Consider the following 23575-nt stretch of genomic DNA (forward strand, 5'->3'; position numbering starts at 1 on the left):
AGATGTGTTATCTGGGTCAAGGTTTAGCCATAACCCAATCAATCAATGGTTTCATAATCCCCAGTAATATTGCCTTCGCCATTTTCAATGACAACACCAGCTTCGGTGGGAAATTCAATTAAATCATCGTCGGCAGTGGTTGGCACAGGGGTCACTGAGATGGGGCGATAGATCGGTGTATCGCCTTCGCGGTCATAGAGTTTTGAACCAATGGCCAGGAGTGCGGTCTTGAAGTCTTCGAGTAGACGGCGAATTTCTGCGGTCGAGAAGGAACGGTCGGTAAAGGATTGTTCTAAAACAGCGCGTTTTTGGATTAGTTGGGTTTTAACTTCATTGGTTAACAATTCGCTATTTTCTCGCAGGGTGGCATCAAGGCTGTAGAAGAGGCTATCGGCTTGGTTTTGGAGATCAACTACTTGGAGACGTTGGCGGTCTTGTTCGGCGTACTTTGTGGCTTCGGCGCGCATTGCTTCGATTTCAGCGGGGTCAAGGCCACCGGTATTGGTGATTTTAATGCCCTGTTCTTTGCCGGTACCGCGATCCTGGGCGGACACTTGCAAAATGCCGTTGACATCAATTTCGAAGCTAACTTCAATTTGAGGCAAGCCCCGGGGAGCAGGGGGAATCCCTGTGAGCAGAAATTTTCCTAGACTTTTATTGTCTTTTGCGAGGGCGCGCTCACCTTGCAGAACATGGATTTCTACAGAAGTTTGGCCGTCGGTGGCGGTGGAAAAAACTTGGGAATTGTTGGTTGGCAGGGTGGTGTTACGGTCAATGATTTTGGTAAAGACTTCGCCGAGGGTTTCGATGCCGAGGGAAATGGGGGTGACATCAAGGAGGAGAACGTCTTTCACTTCACCGTTTAGGACACCGGCTTGGATTGCGGCCCCAATGGCGATCGCCTCGTCAGGATTTACAGAACGATCAATTTGTTTGCCATGGAAAAAACCTTGAATCGCCTGCTGGACTGCGGGGATGCGCGTGGAACCCCCCACCAAAATAATCCGATCAATATTATCGACCGTTAATTCTGCATCTTTTAGGGCTTGTTCTACAGGGCGGAGGGTTGCCTCAATGTAATCTTTGGCTAATTCCTCAAACTTCGAGCGACTCAAATCAATTTCAAAGTGCTTAGGGCCAGTGTCATCGGCCGTGATAAACGGCAAATTAATGGATGTCGTAATGGTGCTAGACAACTCAATCTTGGCCTTTTCTGCCGCTTCCCGGAGCCGTTGGAGGGCCATCTTATCGCTACTTAGATCAATGCCTTCGAGTTGCTGAAACCGTTCAACCATCCATTCCACAATGGCGTTGTCGAAATCATCACCACCCAGTTGATTGTTTCCAGAGGTCGCCTTGACCTCAAACACCCCGTCTCCCAACTGCAGGATGGAAACATCGAAGGTGCCGCCCCCAAGGTCAAACACGAGGATAAATTGTTCTTGGTCTTGTTTGTCTAGGCCATAGGCAAGGGCCGCAGCGGTCGGTTCATTGATAATTCGCAGCACTTCAAGACCGGCGATCGTTCCGGCATCTTTGGTGGCTTGACGTTGGGCATCGGTAAAGTAGGCTGGCACGGTGATGACAGCTTGAAAAACTTCCTCCCCTAAAAACGCCTCTGCATCGGCCTTGAGCTTTTGGAGCACCATTGCTGAAATTTCTTGGGGCGTAAAAACCTGTTTCCGTACCGCGACATCAACGGTATCGTCCTTTCCTTTAACACATTTGTAAGGAACCCGACGGCGTTCTTGTTCCGTATCATCCCAGCGACGGCCAATGAACCGCTTGATACTATAGACTGTGTTTTCGGCATTGGTTACGCTCTGGCGTTTTGCCAATTGACCCACGAGGCGAATATCGCTTTTGCCAAAACCAACAATACTTGGCGTAGTCCGTGCCCCTTCTGCGTTGGTAATGACAAGGGGATTACCGCCCTCAAGGACAGAAACACAGCTATTGGTAGTGCCAAGATCGATGCCAATTACTTTGCCCATGGTTCGCGGCCGAAAGACGATAAGGATTTTTTCAATACTACTGAAGATTTTGTCTGGGGCCAGGAACTACAACAGTTTATGTCTATAGGCCCCATCGCAAAAATTGGGTTTAACCCTTAACTTTCACTGGTGCTGGTTTCACCGCTGGGGGGTTCCTCAGGCGCGGCGGCAACCTTAACCATGGCATGGCGTAACACCATGTCTCCTAAAAGATAGCCACGCACGACCTGCTCAATCACAGTGCCTTCTGGGTGCTCACTGGTGGGTTCTTGGAAGATCGCCTCGTGGAAATTGGGATCAAATTCTTCTCCTTCTGGACGCATGGCAGAGACACCAATTTTTTTCAATCCATCGACAAGTTGTTTATAGACCCCTTGATAGCTTTTGTGGATTGTCATTTCGCCATCGGTGGAGGGCTTGATCTGCAATCTGGCCCGCTCAAAGTTGTCAACGGCGCCCAAGATTTCATTGACGGTATTGCACTTGATTCGCAATTCCATTTCTTCTTTTTCTTTGCTGGTACGCTTGCGGAAATTTTCAAAATCGGCGGCGATCCGCATATATTGGCTTTTGAAATTTTCGGTTTGTTGACTTTGGGTACTGAGCTGTTGGCGCAGGGTACTGACCTCCTGCTGGAGAGCGGCAATGACAGCTTCTAGTTCGGCACCATCGAGGGGCGTGTCATCGACCTCCTGGTCAGGGGCTTGATCTGCGGTATCGGTGTTTGTTTCTCCTTGAGCTTCGATCGTTGTGGCATCCTCCCCAAGGTTAGACTCGATGGTTGTCTCGGGGGCCTCGTCGGAAACAGACTCGGGCGTGCTTCCTGGATCAATTGGGCTATCAAGATTTTTCGCGTCTTCTACCATGGTTGCTTGAACTAGTTGTTTTAGGATTGGCTATTGGGTTATATCGATGTTTTTAGTCGTTTCTATCCTAGTAGTGATGGTGGGCGATCGCCTAACCTAGAGTAAAAACATCAAATATAGGTCTTTTAACATTACCAAATGTAACATTGTCCCCTATGGATCCCGTCTTTCCCAGGTAAAAAGAATAAAACTTCAAGCAACCGCTATATTAGGAAGAAACAACCCTGGCATCGTAACCGACACAGACAGTTGCCATTATTAAGCCCCGACCGATCCCCTTGATCCCAAAAAGCAGATTCTTTCTGCTACATTCAGCATTGAACTACGAATCATCATATTGCCAACAACTATCCCGCTTTTCTTTTTTGCCTAGTCTGCCGTCATTTGCCAATGCTGTCTGGTTTTTCCTATGACCCACTCTTCCCTTCCCAAACGGACAAGAGCCCTTGCCCTCCGCAATGATTTCTCTCCTTTCGGCAACAAGCTCATTCAACAGGGAGTTGTAGACCATCAACAGATGGAAAAAGCCCTCGTTGAAACCCGGCGTAGTGGACGCCCCCTCACGGCCATTGTCGAAGAACTAACCGGGAAAGCCCTGTCCCCTGAGCTAGTCCGACAGTACAAAAAGCATCATCTCTTTGAACTGAAGATCCTCTACGGTCTCAATTCCATTGACCCAGAAGTTCAAAAAATTGACATCGATCAGATGGGCGAGTTGATCAATTCCCTCGTGCCCGTAGAATTATGTCGCCGCCACCGTCTCCTTCCGATCCGGCGGGTTCAAGATGAAGTGATTGTGGCGATGGTAGAGCCCGATAACCTAGCCGCCCAAGATGATTTAAACCGTCTTTTTCGCCTGCAAAATCTGACGTTACGGCGCATCGTGATCACAGAAGACGACTATCGTCAGGTGCTAGATGGCTATTTAGAACAGCAAGTCCAGATTCAAATCCAACAGCAGGAACAAGCAGCCAAGGCCGCCGAAGCAGCAGAACTGAAAAAAGCAGTTGATATCGAAGATCTTGATCTCGGTGTAGCCGGGGAATTAGACGAGCAGGAAGAAGAAAGCGCCGACCTGATGAATGAAAATCAGGCTAGCTCTGCTCCGGTGATCAAACTTGTCAATAAAGTGCTACTTAAAGCTCTCCAGGAAGGGGCCTCAGATATTCACATCGAACCCCAAGAAAATGATCTGCGGATTCGTTTCCGTAAAGATGGGGTTCTGCAATATGCTTTTGATCCGCTGCCCAAACGGATTGTGCCGGCGGTAACGGCCCGGTTTAAAATTATGGCGGACCTAGACATTGCGGAACGTCGTGTACCTCAGGATGGTCGGATTCGGCGGATGTTTAAGGGGCGCAAGGTGGACTTTCGGGTCAATAGCTTACCCAGTCGCTACGGCGAAAAAATTGTTTTACGGATTCTCGATAATTCTTCAACCCAGTTGGGCTTGGATTTGTTAATTACCAACCAAAATATTCTGGGGCAGGTGCGGGAAATGGCCCAGCGGCCATTTGGTCTAATTTTGGTGACGGGGCCAACAGGCTCAGGAAAATCAACAACTTTGTATTCAATTCTGGCGGAGCGCAACGAGCCGGGCATCAACATCAGTACCGCAGAAGACCCCATTGAATATACTTTGCCGGGCATTACCCAGGTGCAGGTCATCCGGGAAAAGGGGATGGATTTTGCGTCAATTTTGCGGGCATTTTTGCGGCAGGATCCAGATGTCATTCTTGTGGGAGAAACCCGGGATAAGGAAACGGCAAAAACAGCCATTGAGGCGGCTTTAACGGGGCACTTGGTACTAACGACTCTCCACACCAATGATGCTCCAGGGGCGATCGCCCGTCTAGATGAGATGGGAGTTGAACCCTTTATGATTTCCGGGTCACTCCTGGGAGTTCTGGCCCAGCGCTTGATGCGACGGGTTTGTGGGGAATGCCGCATCCCCTATCAGCCCACAGTGGAAGAGCTGGCACGCTACGGCCTTTCCAGTAATGATCGCCATCCTTTAACGGTGTACCGGGCCAATACCCTGACGCCAGAGCAAATCCAAATGGCCAAAGAAGCCGGCAGTCTCTGTCCTAAATGTGGCGGCGGCGGCTACAAAGGCCGGGTGGGGGTCTATGAGTTTATGCAAAATAGTGAAGAAATTGAACGGTTGATTAATACCGGGGCCACCACGGACATGATCAAAGAAGTGGCAGTGCAAGAGGGCATGTTGAGTATCTTGGCCTACAGTTTGGAGTTGGTCAAAGAAGGCCATACGACCTTTGAGGAGGTAGACCGTGTTACCTTTACTGATTCTGGCCTTGAGGCAGAACTAAAGGCGAAACGAAAGACGGGCTTGGTTTGTGACACCTGTAATGCTGAGTTGCAGCCGGATTGGCTAGATTGTCCCTACTGTATGACGCCCCGCTTTAGTTAAGACTCTTCACTCTCTGTTCCCTGGCGATCGCCTTTTGGGCAGAATAATGGCAGCGACAATCTTTCACCCCAACTTTTTTCTTTCCTATCCCAGGCGATCGCCCAAGGAGTAACAAGCCAATGGATTACATGATCGAAGACCTCATGGAGCAACTCGTAGAAATGGGCGGCTCCGATATGCACATCCAGGCCGGTGCCCCCGTTTACTTCCGAGTCAGTGGGAAACTTGGCCCCATTAATGACGAGCCCCTCTCCGCCCAAGATGCCCAAAAGCTCATCTTCAGTATGCTCAACAACACCCAACGCAAAGACCTCGAGCAAAATTGGGAACTAGACTGTTCCTATGGCGTGAAAGGACTCGCGCGCTTCCGGGTCAATGTCTACAAAGAACGGGGCTGTTATGCCGCTTGCCTGCGGGCCTTGTCCTCGAAAATTCCCAACTTTGATCAACTCGGTTTACCCGATATTGTGCGGGAAATGGCCGAGCGTCCCCGGGGTTTGGTGCTGGTTACGGGCCAAACGGGTTCCGGGAAAACCACCACCATGGCTGCGATGTTGGATTTGATCAACCGCACCCGTGCCGAACATATCCTCACCGTCGAAGACCCCATTGAATACGTTTTCCCAAACCACAAAAGCCTCTTCCACCAACGGCAAAAGGGAGAAGACACGAAAAGCTTTGCCAATGCGCTCCGGGCCGCGCTCCGGGAAGATCCAGACATCATCCTCGTCGGGGAAATGCGGGATCTCGAAACCATCTCCTTGGCTATCTCCGCCGCTGAAACTGGGCACTTGGTTTTCGGGACGCTCCACACCAACTCCGCCGCCAGCACCATCGACCGGATGTTAGATGTGTTCCCGCCGATTCAACAGCCCCAAATTCGGGCGATGCTCTCCAACTCTCTCTTGGCTGTTTTTAGTCAATGTCTAGTGAAAAAAGCGAATCCGAAACCCGGTGAATTCGGGCGCTCTATGGCCCAAGAAATTATGGTTGTCACCCCGGCGATCGCCAACCTGATTCGTGAAGGAAAAAGCGCCCAGGTCTACTCAGCAATCCAAACGGGAATGAAACTCGGCATGCAAACCATGGAGCAAGCCCTGGCGGGTTTAGTGGCCACAGGCACCGTTACCTTTGAAGAAGCCCTGTCGAAGAGTGGTAAACCCGATGAACTACAACGACTCGTTGGGGGAGCCTTGGGGGCTAGCCCAACCGCAAAACGTCGCTAAATAAATATTGTCAGTTAAGCTGGCAAAAGACACCCTTTATTCCATTTTTCCCAGTGAACGAAAGCCATGGCACAGTATGTCGCACAAGTCGTTGATCGCAACGGTCAAAAGCTAAAAGAAAAAATCGAAGCCAATTCCCCCGAACAAGCCCGCACCATGCTAGCGACGCGCTATCCAGAAGTGGGCAAGATCATGAAGCCGGGGGAAATCGATCTCTCGTTTTTAGAAGAAGCCCTCGCGAAAGTTTCCATCAAAGATAAAGCCGTATTTTCGCGACAATTTGCGGTGATGATCAATGCTGGGGTGGCGATCGTTCGTTGTCTAAGCATCTTGGGAGAAAACCACTCCAACATCAAGATGCGTAAAGCCCTCACTGCCATCAAGGCCGAAGTTCAGCAGGGGGTGAATCTTTCCGACGCGATGCGACCCCACGAAGAATGCTTCGATACCCTGTATGTCAGCATGGTAGAAGCCGGTGAAATTGGTGGGGTACTCGATGAAGTCCTAAACCGTTTGGCGAAGGTACTCGAAGACATGGCCAAACTGGAAAACCAAATCAAATCAGCCATGACCTACCCAATGGCTGTGGCATTTTTGGCGGTGGCGGTGTTCTTTGGGATGACCGTTTTTTTGATTCCGGTTTTTGCCGATATTTTTGAAAGTATTGGCACAGAACTGCCGGCTTTAACGATCATCATGATGGGGATCAGTAACTTTCTGCGGACTAGCGAAGGATTATTACCAATGCCCTTTGGGAATGTGCTCCTGATGATTATTGGTGCCAATATTCTCTTTTTTGCGATCCGCCGCTACTACAACACCGAAATGGGGCGGTGGCAAATTGATTCTTTGTTACTCAAATTGCCTCTGTTTGGGGATTTGCTCCGGAAAAATGCGGTGGCTCGGTTCTGTCGGATCTTCGGGACATTAACCCGGTCTGGGGTGCCGATCCTCAATTCCTTTGATATTGTCGGGGCAACGGCGGGGAATGTGGTCATTGCCAAGGCGATTAATGATGCCAAGTCTGAAATTCAAGAAGGGGGGATGTTAAGTGTTGCCCTCGATCGCGACCGGGTTTTTCCGATCCTTGCGATTCAAATGATGACCATTGGTGAGGAAACAGGGGAATTAGATAGCATGATGATGAAGGTGGCAGATTTCTACGAAGATGAAGTAGAGCAGACCGTGAAGGCGCTGACCAGTATTTTAGAACCAGCGATGATGGTGATTATTGCAGCGATGGTTGGTGTTATTTTGCTATCGATGTATCTGCCGATGTTTAAGGTATTTGAAGATTTGGGTTAGAACAAACGATGACCGGACAGCAAAGTCAGTATGAAACGCTTTTAGCGGCCTACAGTGATCGACAAACGGCGATCGCCTTACTGAAGCAACATCGCCCTTACCTTTCTTTGGTACCCAGTGTCCGGCGTCCTGAGGGGAGTTTAATTGTGATGCCGCTGCCGGTGATGCGCCACCTCAGCAGAAATGAACAGCATTCCACTCCAAAAACCTTAATTTTGCCCTGTGATCTGGCGATTTTGACCTGTGATCCGGAGTGGCAAATTAAGCTAGATGCCGAAATTATGGTGTTTATCCATCGGCCTGGGGAAACTTTTTCAGAGCTATTGCTGCGCTGGCGTCATACCCAGGTTTACCTTGATCAAGATTACGAGTGGTTAATGCCAGAGTCGGAGGCCCACATGATCAGTAATCTTCCGGCCCAAATTCACCCTTTGTTTGTGGTGTTCCCGACAACCCCTGAGCACATTATTAAGGGACTTACGGGGGCGCATCTCCCCTTTGTCCTGGGGGAATCACCGTTTCCTGAACCGGAGTCTGTACCTGAGGTTTTTGTTACGGGAAATTAATGGCTGAGAAATTCGGCAATGGCTTGGGCGATCGCCTTTGTGCCCGTCTTATCGATGGGTTGATTGCCTTGGGGCGGTTGGGGTGATTCCCGGAGAAAATCCCAATCACCCTGGGCAAATTGCTCTGGATCTAAAATTTGGTGGTGGCCATATTGTTGGAGGTTTTTAATTAAAATTGGCCCTTCGGCAAAATCATCCCTAGGCAAGGTCACAACGGGAAGATCGAGGCGCAGGGCTTCGGCGTAGGTACTAAAGCCCGGTTTGGAAATAATGCGATCGCACAGGGGCATGAAGTCAACGGGGCGGTATTGGGTCTCTGTAATTTTGCGGAGATTTGCTAAATCGGGGGCGTTACGGTCGAAGCTAATAAATTGATAATCAGGAAATTGCGCCAAGGCTTCATAGGGCATTCCGGCAAAACCGAGGCCGCCAAAACTGAGAAGAATAGTTTTTTCCTTGGGATGAGTTAATTGAAATTTTTCCCGCAGGGCTGCCAGATCATATTGCGGATCGCCGCCCGTCAGTCCCACATCGGTAACGTTTGCAAAATTCCCCATGGGTTCGTGCAGCGGTAAACGAAACAGGCGATCGCCTTCACGATAAGGCTCTGTAATCCAATCGGCTTCGGGAATAAATTCTCCACCCCAAGCACGGTAAATAAAATCCCAACCAAAATTTCCCATACACCAACAGGGAATCTCGGCACCATGGGCAATGGGAATCGCCAGGGGCGGCAAATCAGCGAGGACTAACTGGGCACGATTTAACCGTAAAAAGTCCACTTCGCCCGCAATAATCCGGGGCGATCGCCGGCGAATTTCCCGCAATTTTTCTAGGGTTGCGTCGTAGTCCATGGAGAAACTGTCCGCCTGAATCACCCCCACGTCCAACCGTTTCGGCCGCTGAATAAAATCTCCTTTGACATAACTGCGAATCAACCAGTGGGGCGCTGTCGTCACAAAAATCAGCAATACATCGGGCAGTAATTTCTGCACCTGGGCCGCCACCGAAGCCACCCGCACCACATGGCCAAACCCATGACTCGTAATCGCCAAATACAAAACAGGACGCATAGAACCTTCCGCAATCGTTGAAAACTATTAGACCATGGGGGGCTGGGTTAAACCCTTTAGGGAAGTCTGAAGCTGATCATTTGTGAGATTTTTTCCCTGAACCAAGACATAAAAGCCCCCTAAACCCATGGGATCGATCAACTGATGGAGGGCATCCCGACGACGAAAGAGGGTCATCACATCGGTGGGGTTTTGGGATAAAGCATTGAGGCGATCGCCTAACCCTAAAGCCATCAAAAAAAGTCCCTGTTGCGTTAAACCTAAAGTTGCTAATCCTAGGGATTCGCCATGGTTTTGGAGGCTGGTAAAATCCACATGGGCTGTTAGATCCTGTTCGCCTAAATTGGTGTAGGGATTATCGTGGCGACGGTGCTGAAAATAACATTGTAAAGTGCCCTGAGACCGTTGGGGATGATAATATTTTGCCGCTGGATGGCCATAGTCAATGGTGAGAATATAGCCGGTTTTTAGTTTGGTCTGTAGCTGCTCTAACCAACTCAGCATCCCTAGATTAACTTCTGTGCGATAACCATCAGGATAATTAGAGAAATCAATATTTAAGTGATCAAAATAAGCTTGAATCTCTGGTGTAGATAGAGAATCATTCACTTCTTCCAATGCATTTTGAGCAGGATTATATTGAACGTAAACCTCCTGAAGTTTCCCGGCATTCACTGTGACCAAATGTACCGGAAAGGCATCAAGCAATTCATTAGAAATAAAACAGCCTTGGATACTATTTTCAAGTAACTCTGACCAATCGCACCATTGAATTTTGCAATAGGAAAACCCTGCTAATTTTTCCTGTTGTTGCTGGCGGAGAGCCGGGGATTTTTCAATAATGTAATATTCAATTTCTTCAAGTTCTTTTGGATAATGCTGCTGGAGGTAAAACAAAATATCCTTCGCCAAGTCGCCCTTGCCTGCTCCCATTTCGACGATCTGAAACGGCGATCGCCCCAAAATTTGTTTCATTTGGAGCAACTGTTCTGCCAATAATTCCCCAAAGTCTGGGCCGAGGGATGTGGCCGTGAAGAAATCCCCCTGGGCACCGATCGCCACCTTCCCACTACTGTAGTAACCTACCGTGGGGTGATAGAGCGCCAATTCCATAAACTCAGCAAAGGTGAGGCGCTGGTGCGGTGCGGTCTGGAGTTTTTCCTGGAGGATCGCCAAAAGGGGAGAAGCCATGGACAAGTCCGTTAAAATGATGTGCGATTAGTGTATGCTGCCGCCTTTTTGAGGTGCAACCTTTTACCTGTGAAGTCTTCTATTTCTCCCACTGCCCCGCGACCGTCATTTCTTGCTTCCCTATGGCAATTTTCCCGGCCCCATACGATTATCGGCACGAGTCTGAGTGTTTGGGCTTTGGCGCTGTTGGCGGTGACCCCTGAAACATTTTCCTGGGGCTATGGTCAGTCGGTGCTTGGTGCTTGGCTCGCTTGTCTGGCGGGCAATGTCTTTATTGTCGGCCTCAATCAACTGACGGACATTGACATTGACAAAATTAATAAACCCCATTTACCAGTGGCGGCGGGACATTTTTCTCGAAAAACAGGTTGGGGTATTGTCTGGTTTTGCGGAGCTTTAGCGCTGATTTTGAGTGCTTTTAGTGGCCTGTGGCTTGGGGTGACGGTGTGGGGGAGCTTGGCCATCGGGACAATGTATTCTCTGCCCCCAGTGCGCCTGAAACGGTTTCCCCTACTCGCAGCGATGTGTATTTTTACGGTGCGGGGTGTGGTGGTGAACCTTGGTCTTTTTGCCCATTTTCAGACGATGTTACAGAACCCAGTGGTGATTACGCCGACGGTATGGCTGTTGACGGGGTTTATTATTGTGTTTACGGTAGCGATCGCCATTTTCAAAGACGTACCGGATCTAGAGGGCGATCGCCAATATCAAATCACAACCTTTACAATTTTATTGGGCAAAAAACGGATTTTTCAGCTTTCGTTGGGGATTATTTTTGCCTGTTACGCCGGGATGATTCTCGGTGAAATAACGATGACCACCAGTTTGAATCAACTGCTATTTATTGGGTGTCACCTTATCCTGGGTGCTCTGCTGTGGTGGCGTAGTCGTCAGATTGATCTTGAATCGAAAAAATCTATTGCCAGCTTTTATCAATTTATTTGGAAACTCTTCTTTCTGGAATATCTTTTGTTTCCCCTCGCCCATTGGCTTTAAAATCATTGTTGTTTTAGCCAGTTTTTAATCAAGGCGATCGCCTCTATTTTGTCTTGGACTTTAACCATTTGTGCTTGAAGAATTTTTTGGGCAAACAATAGGGCTTGGTGGGAGCCTTGATCGGCTGAAACAATTAACGTAGGTGCAGTTAGCTGAGACAATTCAGAGTTTAGATATTCTGCCTGAATTTCACTGGGATGCCGCTGAAACAAAAGTCGCCGACTGGCCGGAGATTTAAGCAACTGTTGTCGATAGTTGAGAAGTTTTTGAATCTTTTGACCGAGGCCAATTAGCTTACCTAGGGGGTAGAGTAATTTAAGTCCCCAAGGCAAAATTGGGATTGGTAATAATAAGCATTTTTCAAGGAAATAACCAGCATTATTTGGGGCTTCAAAACCAATCGGAGAAAGTAAGACCAAACCTTGAATTTGTTCAGGATTGTTCAGAGCATAACGGGTAGCGACCCAAGCTCCAAGGGAATCTCCCACAAAATATATTTTCTTAAGATTTAACTGGCTAAAAAACTCTGCTAAAATTTCACTTTGCCATTGAATAGACTGGGACGAAACTGCTGGATCAGAATCCCCAAACCCCAACAAATCCGGCGCAAAGCATTGATAATCTGGCCCTACATTTTCAAAAAAATCTAACCACTGACTACCGTCGCTATATTCCCGGTGAATAAAGGCGATCGCCTCCCCTTGACCTGTTTCCCGCCAAAAAATCTGGCCTTGATTTAAACGTAGGCGTCCATTCCGAACAACACATCCCATAAATATTTTTTGATAATCTTTATCGAGGGTTTTTGAGCGATCAACTTTTGCGTGGATAAATTCTCCAGAAACGATGGATGGGTTTAACCTTTCATTTGTTGCTTTTTCTCTTTTTTGAGATCCCGCTTGCTGGCCGCTTCGATTTCGGCATCCATGAGGGTCTTACCCGTAGCCGCGAGATAAACGTCATCCAAACTAGGCCGCGCTTGACTCAAGCTAAAAATGGGCAGTCCAGCCGCTTGAATGCTTTGCTCAATGGTGCTCAGGTGATTGCCCTGGCGACTCACCACCAGATTCAAAGAATTCCCTTGGGAGCCATTAATAATCACGCTCTCAACAAAATCTAAAGCCGACACCACTTCTTTCGCTTTTTCGGCATTCTGGGCAGAAGTAAATTCTTCGATGCGCAACGTGATGCGATCGCCACCCACTTTATCCTTCAGTTCGTTGGGGGTGCCGTTGGCAATGACTTTGCCTTGATCAATAATGGCAACACTATCGGCGAGGGCATCAATTTCTTCGAGATAATGGCTGGTGATAATTACCGTTGTGCCTGCCGCCCGCAGTTGCCGCAGAAAATCCCAAACTGCAACACGGCTTTCGATATCGAGGCCCACCGTCGGCTCGTCTAGAACCAACACATCCGGTTGATGGAGCAGACCTGCCGCTAAATCCAAGCGTTTGCGCAAACCACCGGAGTAAGTGCCTGTTTTCTGGTCAGCGTAATCGTTTAAACCTAGGGCATTAAGGAGTTGTTCCACCCGCTGGGGAATAAAGCTTTTCGGGAGATGGTAGAGGGCCGCCTGTAAATTCAGCAGTTCCCGCCCCGTGAGAATTTTGTCGATCGCCACTTCCTGGGCCACATAGCCGAGCCGTTGTCGCACTGCTTTCGGTTGGGTCAGGGCAGAAATACCGCAGACTTCGATCTGGCCTCCGTCCGGTTGGGCGAGGGTACAGAGACAGCGAATCGTCGTCGTTTTGCCTGCGCCGTTTGGCCCCAACAGCCCAAATATTTTTCCTTGTTCCACCGTGAAGGAGACATCCTTTACCGCTTGGGTGGTGCCGTAGCTTTTCTGGAGGTGGTCAATGGCAACCGCAACAGTCATGGTCGGGGGAGTCCTCGCAATGGTTCGTCAAAATACTCAGTTGTGTATTGTATCGAAGTTCTTTACAATCCGTATTTTTCGCAGACTTGATCGCCAATAAATTGTACCCAGGGTTTGAAGACGGGAATCAGTTCTGCCCGACTCGCCGTTAAACAAGGAAAAGGGCGATCGCCATAATTTTTGCCGATTTCTAAAGGAAACATCGGATTTGGTTCGAGGGATTCAATGGCTCCCCCAGCCGCCTGGATAATCGCCCACACCGCCGCAATATCCCAAATTTTCGACGTCGCTTCCACGCCCCCTAGGGCCGCCCCCGAAGCCACGATTAAAACGTTATAGCTGGCAACCCCCATCAAGCGAATCTTACAGGGAAAATTCGGTTGAGCTGCCACTGCCGTACTGCGGGCACAGAGGTTAAAAATATGGTTTAGGCTCGGCTCGTCGTCGCTGGTCTGGAGCGGTTCGCCATTACAAAACGCCCCCGTTGGCCCCGTTAAACCGGAGTCTCCGTACCAATAGCCATGGAAGGATTGGCGCAACCAAGGGAAATGCACATAACCAAAAACAGGGGTGCCTTTGTAGAGTAGCCCCAGGGAAATGCCCCAGATCGGAATGCCCCGCGTAAAATTCGTTGTGCCGTCAATGGGATCAATCACCCAGCACCAATCATTTCCAGGCAAAATATGCGTTTTTTCTTCGCTGAGAATGCCATGGTCAGGGAAGGCTGTGGCGATCGCCTGACAAATTTCTCGATCAGACCACTGATCTGCTTCCGTCACGAGGCTACCATCGGCTTTGCGTACCGCCGTGAGCTTCCCAAATTTTTCCGTTAATTCTGCGCCAATCCGGTGGCTTGTGTCCGCCGCAAAGGTCAAAATATCCGTCCAAAATAATGCATCAACCATCGGTGCGCTAGATCCAGAAACGTTATCCCAGTCCAAAAAAGGCGATCGCCACTGAGTCAATCAATACCTCGTCTGGCTAAACAACCATAGCCCAAAACCCTGCAATCTCGCTATCTCTAGACAAAAAAATCCTCCCTCTAAAAAAGAAGGAGGCCAATGATTTTCCCCTTGAGGGGAGTTAGAGGGGTGTCTCCTTGAGGGAGGTGCCGAAGGCGGAGGGTGTTTCCCTTGAGAGAAGTTAGAGAGATATTAGCGAACAGTACCAGCCAGTTGATCAACGCGGATCGGCTTCATCAGATAAAGACTAATGAATTGGGTTGCGTTAGAGAGATAAGCAGGTAACTTCTTCAACAGCTTCACAGGCGCAGGCGCATCGCTGGCATCAATTTCCCGCAGTTTTTCGCCGTTCTTGACGCAGGTTTCTAAACGCTCGTAGAACTCAGGCTTTTCGACATCGAGAATGATCGGGAAGACCCGGCCAGCGGTATTATTGGTTTCCCAAATCACTTCCTTGTCAAATTCCCGCGCATTCAAACCGATGGACTCGTAGAAGCCATGGCGTTGGGTGTCATTGAGATACATCGTCGCAAAGACAGAGAGCAAGAAGAAACGGCACCACAACCGCGCTTTCCAGTCATTAAGGATATTGGGCTGGGTTTTCATCAGGGCATCAAAGAAATCCCCGTGGCGGTTTTCGTCTTGGCACCAGTTTTCAAAAAACTTGAAGATCGGATAAATGCGGTCTTCGGGATTCTTTTCGAGGTGACGATAAATCTTGATGTAACGCCAGTACCCAATTTTTTCCGAAAGGTAGGTCGCGTAGAAAATAAACTTCGGCTTAAAGAAAGTATAGCTGCGGCTCTTGGTGAGGAAACCGAGGTCAAGGGACAGGTTAAAGTCCGTCATCGCCTTGTTGAGGAAGCCAGCGTGACGCGCTTCGTCCCGGGACATGAGGTTAAACCCTTCAGCCAACAGGGGATTCTTGTCCTTAAGGCGACGGCCTAATTCTTTGTAGAGCAAGAAGCCAGAAAATTCAGCAGTACAGGAACGCTCCAGGAACTCGATGAAGAGTTGCCGGGTTTCCCCTTGGATATGGTCGAAGGAGATATCAAAAGACTCATCCCGAACAAAGTGATGACGGTTGTAGTCCACGCGGAATTCTTCGATGATCGCTTCCATCTCTTCTTCGTTGACAGAAAGATCCATCTTCGCCATTTCATCGAAGTCGGTGGTGTAAAAGCGGGGAGTCAGGATAGTTTCCTTCGCCGGAACTTTCACGCCGGGGCGCAATTCCTCTACGCCAGCAGATTTGTTAACAGTGCTTACCATATCTGTAATGTTTATTGCTTCCGTTTTTTATGGGGATCAGTCTCTTTTTTGCCAAATATAACCGCGTGAGACTTGGGGTTTTGATTAGGTTACAGTCTAACAAGCTCTACACCAGGGTTTAAACCCTTTTTTGTGAATAGTTGATACACATTGTTACAAAATATTGCAGGATAAATCGTGAAATAAAGGCGATCGCCTTTATTAAACCGACAAAAAACTGATCCCATTTGTGCATAGGATCAGTCGTTACTATTGAAAGCTCAAATAGTTCAGTCGGTCAGCGAAAATTTAGCGTTTTGCCATTTTCTTCGTTTCCACTTTACGAAGACGAATCGATTCGGGCGTGACTTCTACGAGTTCCCCAGGGCCGATATATTCGAGGGCGCGCTCTAGGTTCATTTCCATGGGGGCTTGTAACTGAACCAGTTCATCACCACTGGCAGCCCGATGGTTCGTGAGCTGTTTTGCCTTACAAACGTTTAGCTCTAGATCTTGGGGACGGTTGTGCTCCCCGACAATCATGCCTTTGTAAACCTTAGTGCCTGGGGTAATGAAAAATTGACCGCGATCCTCAGCGTTCTTGAGGGCATAGAAGGTTGCTGTGCCTTCTTCAAAGGCAGTGATGACGCCGTTGTAGCGAGTGTCGAAGTCGCCACAGAGGGGCCGATATTCCAGGAAACTATGGTTCATAATGCCAGCACCGCGCGTGATCCGGATAAATTCACCCCGGAAACCAATCAAACCACGGGCGGGTACCACAAATTCGAGCTGAGTCCGTCCACCTGCGCCAGCTTGCATATCTTGCATTTCCCCTTTGCGCTGACCGAGCCGTTCGATACAGCTACCCACTGCTTCTTCCGGGACATCGAGCACGAGGTATTCAAAAGGCTCGCAGGGTTTGCCATTCACTTCGCGGTAAATCACCTTGGGCTGGGCCACTTGGAATTCATAACCTTCCCGACGCATGGTTTCAATCAAAATACCCAGGTGCAGTTCACCCCGACCGGACACAGCAAAGCTATCGGCGGACTCGCCATCTTCGACCCGCAGGGCCACATTAGTTTCGAGTTCTCTTTCGAGGCGATCGCGGATTTGGCGAGAGGTCACAAAGGTTCCTTCCTGGCCCGCAAAGGGAGAATTATTCACAGAGAAGGTCATCTGTAATGTAGGCTCATCCACCTTAATTAGTGGTAAAGCTTGGGGATCTTCAGGAGACGTTACCGTTTCCCCAATATTGGCATCAGCAAACCCGGCAACAGCGACGATCATTCCGGCGGTTGCCTCTTCAAGTTCAACACGATTTAAGCCTTCAAAGCCCATCAGTTTAGCCACTTTTGCCTTGGCAATGGTGCCATCTTCCTTGACCAGGGCTGCCTGTTGTCCCGCTTTAATCGTGCCGTTGTGGAGACGACCGATGACAATCCGGCCCAGGTAATCGGAATAATCGAGGGTTGTAACTTGTAACTGGAGGGGCTTATTAATATCTCCGGCTGGCGGGGGAACGTGCTGCAGAATCGCTTGGAAGAGGGGTTCCATATCCTCGTTGGTATCGTCGAGGGATTCCCGGGCGAAACCAGATAAACCAGAGGCATAGAGAGTGGTGAAGTCACATTGATCGTCATCGGCACCGAGTTCAACGAACAGATCAAAGACTTTATCAACGGCGGTTTCAGGATTGACGTTGGGGCGGTCGATTTTATTAACGACAACGATCGGGCGTAGACCTTTTTCGAGGGCTTTTTTCAAGACGAAACGGGTCTGGGGCATTGGGCCTTCATTGGCATCGACGATCAAAATGCAACCGTCTACCATGCCGAGGACACGCTCTACCTCACCACCAAAGTCGGCGTGGCCAGGGGTGTCAACAATATTGATCAGAATGTCGTTGTAACGGACGGCGGTATTTTTGGAAAGAATCGTAATACCCCGTTCCCGTTCGAGGTCATTGGAGTCCATCACGCAATCGGGGATGTCTTCGCCTTCTCGGAAAATGCCGGATTGATGTAAGAGAGCATCAACAAGGGTCGTTTTACCGTGGTCAACGTGGGCAATAATCGCGACGTTACGAATGGGAAGAGACATAAATTTTACGGATGGTTCCTAAGACCTGTAAATTTTTTTGACAATTTCTGCCCAATTGTAGCCTAATTATCATCTTTCTTAATATTTAAGTTGTGAAGTTTCGGCTATTGGGCGGGCGAAAAATCCAGGGTAGCACCGTCACGGCCAAGATTTACGAGATAAATGTGCGGAAATGTTGAAGGGCGCCAGGCAATACTGGCCAACAGAGATAAAACTTTACCGCTGCCGTAATTCTTGGGGAACTTTGCTACCGTGAAATCAGCTTTTTGTCACGGTTATGGAAAATAGTCTGTTTTTTAAGGCTCCCTGGAGTCAAACTTTAATCACCATTACAACTCTTGTTTGCGTAGTGTTGTTGGCCATGGTGCTGCTGTTTTTGATTTTAGGACTCCAACAACAGAATCCTTATTTTTTGCTGTGGATTATTTTGCCCATCGGCATTGTGGTAATGACGGCATTATTTATGGTGCGAGGCTATCATCTGGACGGCGATCGCCTTTACGTTGAACGCTTGGGGTGGCGCACAGAAATCGCTTTAGAAAATCTAGAAAGTGCCACCTACGATCCCACCGCCATGGATGGTTCGTTACGGCTGTTTGGTAATGGTGGTCTATTTGCCTTTACCGGAAAGTTTTGGAACAAAAAGTTGGGTCACTACAATGCCTATGCCACGGCGGTTCGGTTAGCAGTGGTTTTGAAATGGCCTAACCAGACCATTGTCGTCACCCCAGAGAAGCCTGAACAATTTGTCGCAGCAATTCTTCGTCGTTAAATGCCGCCCACAAAACGCTGGGGACTTAGGATATTTTGGGGATCAAATTGCTGTTTAATGTTGCGCATCAATGGCAGGGCGTTACCTGGATAGCCCCAGGGTTCAAATTGCTGCTTGAGGCGATAGGGGGCATCTAAAATTGTGAAAAAACCGTGGTGAGCCTGACAAAAATCCCGGATGGCTCGGAATTGCCGGAGAAATTGATCATGGGGAAACGCAATGATACCTAGACCACTTTTGCAATGGATCCGGGCGATCGCCTGACCATTCGTTAGGGTCTCAATGTGTTGCAGTAAAGCCATACTTTGATGGGATAGAATGCCGACCTTGGCGACGACCATTTCCCCAAATAAAGCTTCCCGTAGCTGTGCCCACAGATCCAGGTGCTCCGGTTGGCTGACTAAACCTAGGTGCTGCCCGATAGTTTTCAACTCCTGCAGTTGTGCCGTAATACTCTCGCGGATCGCCTCAAAACGCAGCAGCAAACCCCAGTCTTCTCCAGTTCCCTTTTGTAACCGTTGTAATAGTCGAGGTGAAAGCAGATCTGCCGCCGCTGGTGTAAGTACAGAATTTAAAATTTGGCCCTGGGCCTGGCGTATTTGCGCGGACGACCCAAGCATTAAGATCGTTTGGGACTGCTCTTGGATCGGATAGAGGCGAAACGTTAATTCGGTAATCGTCGCCAAACTGCCATGGGAACCTGTGAGGAGCTTCATCAAATCATAGCCCGCCACATTTTTAACCACTTTTCCCCCGGCTTTTGCCAAGGTGCCATCGGCCCGGAGCATGGTGATCCCCAGCAGCAAATCCCGTACACCACCATAGCGTTGACGCAAGCTGCCGGTATCTGCCGTGGCTACAATCCCCCCTAGGGTTGCTTGGTTGGGGAAGCTGGGATCGAGGGGAAGATACTGTTTATGGGGCCTGAGATGGTTTTGTAGTTCAGCAAAGGTAATCCCTGCTTCCACCGTAATGGTTAGATCATTAACGGCGTGATCCACAATGCGATTTAGCTGCCGGGTGCTCACCAACCAATCTACTTTCGGAGTGAGTCCACCCCAGGCGAGCTTTGTGCCGTTACCGCAGGGGATAATCGTAATTTTTTCCCGGTGGGCTGTGCGGAAGATTTCCGTTAGGGCCGCGCGAGAGTGGGGCACAAGCAGGGCTTCGGGGCTTTGACGGCTGATCCGTTCCATCTGCCGACGCCAATGGGGATGACAATATTGCCACGCTTTTAGATCGATATTCTGGGTACCGGGATCAACCACCAAAGCCATGATTTTAGTCTTCTGGAGTTAAGGCGATCGCCTCAACTTTTGCCGTATTTTCTTCAACTTCAGTAATTGCCCACCGGAGCACATCACCCCGCTTTTCGAGCTCTGCTTCAATTTCCTTGGGCAAATCTGCTGGATTTTCCTGGAGATCAATTTCTGCGGTAATGAAGTGGGTTGTCATCGGCCCGTTCCTTATGAAAATTCTGTGTTCACTATCATACCAAGCAAAGGAAACGCCCCGTCTAGTCTCCCAACATATGCAAACGATAGAGGCTGGCATACAACCCATTTTGGGCGAGCAGTTGATCGTGGTTCCCTGTTTCGAGGATTTCCCCTTGCTTCAGGACAATGATTTTATCCACATCCCGGATGGTCGAGAGGCGGTGGGCAATGATAATCGCCGTGCGGTCTTCGAGGAGTTGTTCTAGGGCCGACTGAATTAGCGCCTCTGTACCCACATCAAGACTTGCCGTAGCTTCATCGAGTACCAGAATTTTTGGATCACGGATTGCAACCCGGGCAAAGGCCAACAGTTGTTTTTGGCCCCCAGAAAGATTTGTACCCCGTTCCCGGAGAGCTGTGCGATACCCCTGGGGCAATTCCTCAATGAGTTGATCGACGTTGGTCAGTACTGCGGCCTGCTTTACTGCCTCAAAGGGATACTCCTCCCCCAGGGTAATGTTGCGTTGAACATCTCCAGCAAAAAGAAAGCTTTCTTGGAGGATGACGCCAATGTGCCGCCGCAGATCTTCTTGGGGCAGATCACGAATATCAATGCCATCAACGAGAATGCGTCCTTCACTCGGATCATACAGGCGACAGAGTAAACGGATGATCGAGCTTTTTCCGGCCCCCGTTGGCCCCACAAGGGCGATTTTTTCACCGGGTTTGATCTTAAAATTCAGGTTTTTCAGGACATATTCCCCAGGTTTATAGCCGAAGGAAACGTTGTCAAAAATAATTTCACCGGAGGCCGAATCCGAGAGATTTAAAGAAGTCGTTAAATGCTGTTGTTTATCTTGGATCTCGATGGGCTCCGACATCAATTCTGTCACCCGTTCGATGGCCGTTAGTCCCGATTGGAACATGGTGAATTTGTCGGCAAATTGGCGCAGGGGGTTAAATAACCGCTGGGAATAGAGAATAAAGGCAGACAGCACCCCAAAGCTCAGGGCATCCTGGAAAATCAGCCAGCCTCCCAACCAAAGTACTCCGGCGATCGCCACCAGGGAAATCCACTCTAGGGTGGCAGAAACAGCCGAGTCATGGAAGATTGTTTTGTTAACGGACAGACGATAGCGGTCATTAACCGTCCGGAATAACTCGGCATTCAGGGCCTCCCGGCGAAATAATTGCACGATATTAATCCCCGCAACGTTTTCCTGGAGCATCGCGTTCAGTTGGGATAATTCTTCCCGGGCTTGGTAGTTGGCTTTGCGGTATTGCCCCTGGAAATAAACGATCAAAAAGGTGACGGGCAACAACATCAAAATGAGGAGCGTCGCTAGCTGCCATTGCAACAGAAAAATCGAAACAATAATTACAGCCAGGGAAATGACATCATTAATGATGCCGATCGCCCCACTGGCAAAAACATCACCCAGGGCTTCCACGTCATTGGTTAAGCGGGTGACGAGTTTGCCGACGGGCATCCGGTCAAAGAAGCGAGAAGAAAGGGATGTGACGTGATCGAATAAATCCTGGCGGATGCCTGCGGTAATTTCCTGGCCTACTTTTTGGACGAGGTACCCTTGGATCGAGGTGAAGGCCAAGCGAATCACAATGGTGGCCAACAGAATCCAGATTAAACGGTTAATCCCTGCTGGAATGCTGAGATCGGCGAGGATGCCCCACACGGTTTCGCCCCGCAATAGGGAAACTGCCTGACCGACAACGAGGGGTTGCACCGCACCGGCGATCGCCAAAGGAATTAGCAAAACAATCGACACAACAAGGGTAATGAGATTTTTCTTGGCGTAGGGAAGGAGCTTCCCGGCCAGTTGCCAATCATTTTTCGGAACAGAAGAGGATGCGATCGCCATGGAAATTTTTCAAGAAATGCAGACATCTAGTATATCGATTGCTCACCGTAGAGGTGGGCGATTTGGGCATCACTGACCGTTGTGGTGGGCTGATCAAACAGAATTTTGCCGCCCTTGAGACCAATTAGGCGATCGCAATGGCTCCGGGCAAACTCCAGGGAGTGGAGGCTAACAACAAGGGTTTTTCCTTGGGTTTCACAAAGCTGTACCAGCAGATCCATCATTTCCCGACTCAGTTGGGGATCAAGGCTTGAAATGGGTTCGTCTGCAAGGATTACTACCGGATTTTGCACCAAGACCCGCGCCAAGGCGACCCGTTGTTTTTGTCCCCCCGATAGGTCACTGGTTTTGGCAAAGAGTTTTTCGGGGATGCCCACCTGTTTTAAGACGGCTTCGGCCAAGGGACGCTCACGGGGAAAGATCAGGGAAAACATTGCTTTGGCGAAAGACCAACGCCCCAGATGACCCGCATTGACATTGTGAATGACGGCCAGACTCTCGACCAAATGAAGTTGTTGATAAATGGTGCCGAGTTGCCGTTGGATGCGCCGCCGTCGCCTTGGGGAGAGGGTTGCGATCGCTTCCCCCCAGATGAGCAATTGCCCTTGGGTTGGTTGTTGTTGACCATTGAGGAGACTGAGGAGGGTGCTTTTACCTGCGCCACTGGCCCCAATCAGCCCCACCTTCTCGCCGGGATAAATTTCAAAGTTGAGTTCCGTCAGGGCAGCGACCCCCCGGAAATGACACGAGAGCGATCGCCCCACAAAAATTGGTTCTGTCATCTGTTTTAGTTACCCGTGGCAGAGGGAACGGTGGTTTTCGAGCCAGGTAATCCCCTGCTGGATCGTGGTTGGACCCACGGCGGCGAGGTTATGGTGGTCGGCCCCAGGCACAGCTTGAAATTGCTTGGGTTCATTGGCGATCGCCCACAGTTGCGCCCCCATGGTACTGGGGACTGTTTTATCCAGTTCCCCGTGGCAAAGAAAAATAGGAAGCTGGAGTTGGGTAATTTTAGCTGCTGAATTAAACCGCTGGTGTAAAAGGAAAGCGACGGGAAAAATTCGATAGAGGGGTTTGGTGGTAGACATGGCGAACATTGAGGTGAAGGTACCCTCTAGAAATAATCCACCCACCGGGTACCGCTGGGCCAATTCAATGGCGATCGCCCCGCCGAGGGAATGGCCGTGGATCATCAACTGCTGGGCTGGAATTTTCTTCGTTTGGGTGAGAAATGTATAGGCTGCTGCCGCATCGGCGTACACCTGGGATTCTTGGGGGAAGCCGACACTGCTCTGGCCGAAACCCCGATAGTTAAAAGCCAAAACCGAATAGCCCGCTTGATACCACAGGGCGATCGCCTGGAAATTGTAGGCCGTTAACCCGCCATTCCCATGGAGAAACAGTAACGTTTTATCGCCATTGCCCTGGGGCAGCCACCAACCTGTTAATTGTTGCCCTAGGGCGACGGGGATCGTGATCGTTTCGTAAGGCAAAGCAAAATCCGACGGCACTGGATGTAAGGGTTGAGCTTGGGGTTCAAAAATAATCCGCCGCTGCCCAAAAAAGAGATAACCACAGCCCCCCAGATAGAGTAATACCAGTCCAATTAATAGCCAGCCAACCATTATTCTCCTTGCCATACGC

General features: G+C 49.5%; 20 protein-coding genes. 6 read left to right on the forward strand and 14 right to left on the reverse strand.

Features of this window, described 5'->3' with window-relative positions:
• Positions 1–38: 38 nt before the first annotated feature.
• Positions 39–1994: a molecular chaperone DnaK gene (gene dnaK / locus AACQ84_RS03525; protein ID WP_012306323.1), complete on the reverse strand. Its 1956-nt coding sequence runs from the start codon at positions 1992–1994 to the stop codon at positions 39–41.
• Positions 1995–2110: 116 nt separating this feature from the next.
• A complete protein-coding gene (grpE, locus tag AACQ84_RS03530; RefSeq protein ID WP_012306324.1) occupies positions 2111–2860 on the reverse strand; it encodes a nucleotide exchange factor GrpE in 750 nt (249 codons plus the stop codon).
• Between the two features lie 409 nt (positions 2861–3269).
• Here grpE and AACQ84_RS03535 point away from each other — a divergent pair, with 409 nt between their 5' ends.
• The 4 genes from AACQ84_RS03535 to AACQ84_RS03550 all read left to right on the forward strand — a co-directional run bounded on the left by AACQ84_RS03535 (position 3270) and on the right by AACQ84_RS03550 (position 8388).
• Positions 3270–5291, forward strand: coding sequence for a GspE/PulE family protein (locus tag AACQ84_RS03535; RefSeq protein ID WP_012306325.1), 2022 nt, complete (start codon positions 3270–3272; stop codon positions 5289–5291).
• A 119-nt stretch (positions 5292–5410) separates the two neighbouring features.
• Positions 5411–6517, forward strand: coding sequence for a type IV pilus twitching motility protein PilT (locus AACQ84_RS03540; protein ID WP_012306326.1), 1107 nt, complete (start codon positions 5411–5413; stop codon positions 6515–6517).
• 66 nt (positions 6518–6583) lie between these two features.
• A complete protein-coding gene (locus AACQ84_RS03545) occupies positions 6584–7822 on the forward strand; it encodes a type II secretion system F family protein (RefSeq protein ID WP_012306328.1) in 1239 nt (412 codons plus the stop codon).
• Between the two features lie 8 nt (positions 7823–7830).
• The gene (locus AACQ84_RS03550) at positions 7831–8388 is read left to right on the forward strand and encodes a hypothetical protein (protein WP_012306329.1); all 558 of its coding nucleotides are present in this window, start codon (positions 7831–7833) and stop codon (positions 8386–8388) included.
• Here AACQ84_RS03550 and AACQ84_RS03555 read toward each other — a convergent pair.
• A complete protein-coding gene (locus AACQ84_RS03555) occupies positions 8385–9461 on the reverse strand; it encodes a hypothetical protein (RefSeq protein WP_012306330.1) in 1077 nt (358 codons plus the stop codon). The genes AACQ84_RS03550 and AACQ84_RS03555 overlap by 4 nt on opposite strands.
• 27 nt (positions 9462–9488) lie before the next feature.
• Positions 9489–10652 carry a class I SAM-dependent methyltransferase gene (locus AACQ84_RS03560; protein WP_041443364.1) on the reverse strand — a complete coding sequence of 388 codons (1164 nt, stop codon included), beginning with the start codon at positions 10650–10652 and terminating at the stop codon, positions 9489–9491.
• A 69-nt stretch (positions 10653–10721) separates the two neighbouring features.
• On the opposite strand from AACQ84_RS03560, the gene AACQ84_RS03565 reads away from it, so the two are divergent.
• On the forward strand, positions 10722–11648 hold the full coding sequence (locus AACQ84_RS03565) for a homogentisate phytyltransferase (protein ID WP_041443778.1): 927 nt from the start codon (positions 10722–10724) through the stop codon (positions 11646–11648).
• 2 nt (positions 11649–11650) lie between these two features.
• On the opposite strand, the gene AACQ84_RS03570 is transcribed toward AACQ84_RS03565, so the two are convergent.
• From AACQ84_RS03570 to typA, 5 genes are all read right to left on the reverse strand, one after another.
• Positions 11651–12421 carry an alpha/beta fold hydrolase gene (locus AACQ84_RS03570; protein WP_012306333.1) on the reverse strand — a complete coding sequence of 257 codons (771 nt, stop codon included), beginning with the start codon at positions 12419–12421 and terminating at the stop codon, positions 11651–11653.
• A gap of 83 nt (positions 12422–12504) precedes the next feature.
• Positions 12505–13527 carry a daunorubicin resistance protein DrrA family ABC transporter ATP-binding protein gene (locus AACQ84_RS03575; RefSeq protein ID WP_012306334.1) on the reverse strand — a complete coding sequence of 341 codons (1023 nt, stop codon included), beginning with the start codon at positions 13525–13527 and terminating at the stop codon, positions 12505–12507.
• Between the two features lie 62 nt (positions 13528–13589).
• The gene (locus tag AACQ84_RS03580; RefSeq protein ID WP_041443366.1) at positions 13590–14432 is read right to left on the reverse strand and encodes an inositol monophosphatase family protein; all 843 of its coding nucleotides are present in this window, start codon (positions 14430–14432) and stop codon (positions 13590–13592) included.
• A 249-nt stretch (positions 14433–14681) separates the two neighbouring features.
• Positions 14682–15761, reverse strand: coding sequence for a magnesium-protoporphyrin IX monomethyl ester (oxidative) cyclase (gene acsF, locus AACQ84_RS03585; RefSeq protein WP_012306336.1), 1080 nt, complete (start codon positions 15759–15761; stop codon positions 14682–14684).
• Positions 15762–16049: 288 nt separating this feature from the next.
• Positions 16050–17843 (reverse strand): translational GTPase TypA, encoded by a 1794-nt coding sequence (gene typA / locus AACQ84_RS03590; protein WP_012306337.1) that lies wholly within the window; start codon positions 17841–17843, stop codon positions 16050–16052.
• Positions 17844–18120: 277 nt separating this feature from the next.
• On the opposite strand from typA, the gene AACQ84_RS03595 reads away from it, so the two are divergent.
• Positions 18121–18615, forward strand: coding sequence for a PH domain-containing protein (locus AACQ84_RS03595; RefSeq protein WP_012306338.1), 495 nt, complete (start codon positions 18121–18123; stop codon positions 18613–18615).
• On the opposite strand, the gene AACQ84_RS03600 is transcribed toward AACQ84_RS03595, so the two are convergent.
• The 5 genes from AACQ84_RS03600 to AACQ84_RS03620 form a co-directional block, all read right to left on the reverse strand.
• Positions 18612–19892, reverse strand: a complete 1281-nt coding sequence (locus AACQ84_RS03600) for an FAD-binding oxidoreductase (protein ID WP_012306339.1) — start codon at positions 19890–19892, stop codon at positions 18612–18614. The two genes, AACQ84_RS03595 and AACQ84_RS03600, sit on opposite strands and share 4 nt — an antisense overlap.
• Before the next feature lie 4 nt (positions 19893–19896).
• On the reverse strand, positions 19897–20070 hold the full coding sequence (locus AACQ84_RS03605; protein WP_012306340.1) for a hypothetical protein: 174 nt from the start codon (positions 20068–20070) through the stop codon (positions 19897–19899).
• Between the two features lie 61 nt (positions 20071–20131).
• A complete protein-coding gene (locus AACQ84_RS03610) occupies positions 20132–21931 on the reverse strand; it encodes an ABC transporter ATP-binding protein (protein WP_012306341.1) in 1800 nt (599 codons plus the stop codon).
• Positions 21932–21957: 26 nt separating this feature from the next.
• Positions 21958–22713: a phosphonate ABC transporter ATP-binding protein gene (locus tag AACQ84_RS03615; RefSeq protein ID WP_012306342.1), complete on the reverse strand. Its 756-nt coding sequence runs from the start codon at positions 22711–22713 to the stop codon at positions 21958–21960.
• Positions 22714–22722: 9 nt separating this feature from the next.
• Entirely contained in the window at positions 22723–23556 is an 834-nt protein-coding gene (locus AACQ84_RS03620) for an alpha/beta hydrolase (RefSeq protein ID WP_049761559.1), read from the reverse strand.
• Positions 23557–23575 lie beyond the last annotated feature (19 nt).

The sequence above is a fragment of the Picosynechococcus sp. PCC 7002 genome (genome assembly GCF_963860125.1).
GTDB lineage: Bacteria > Cyanobacteriota > Cyanobacteriia > Cyanobacteriales > MRBY01 > MRBY01.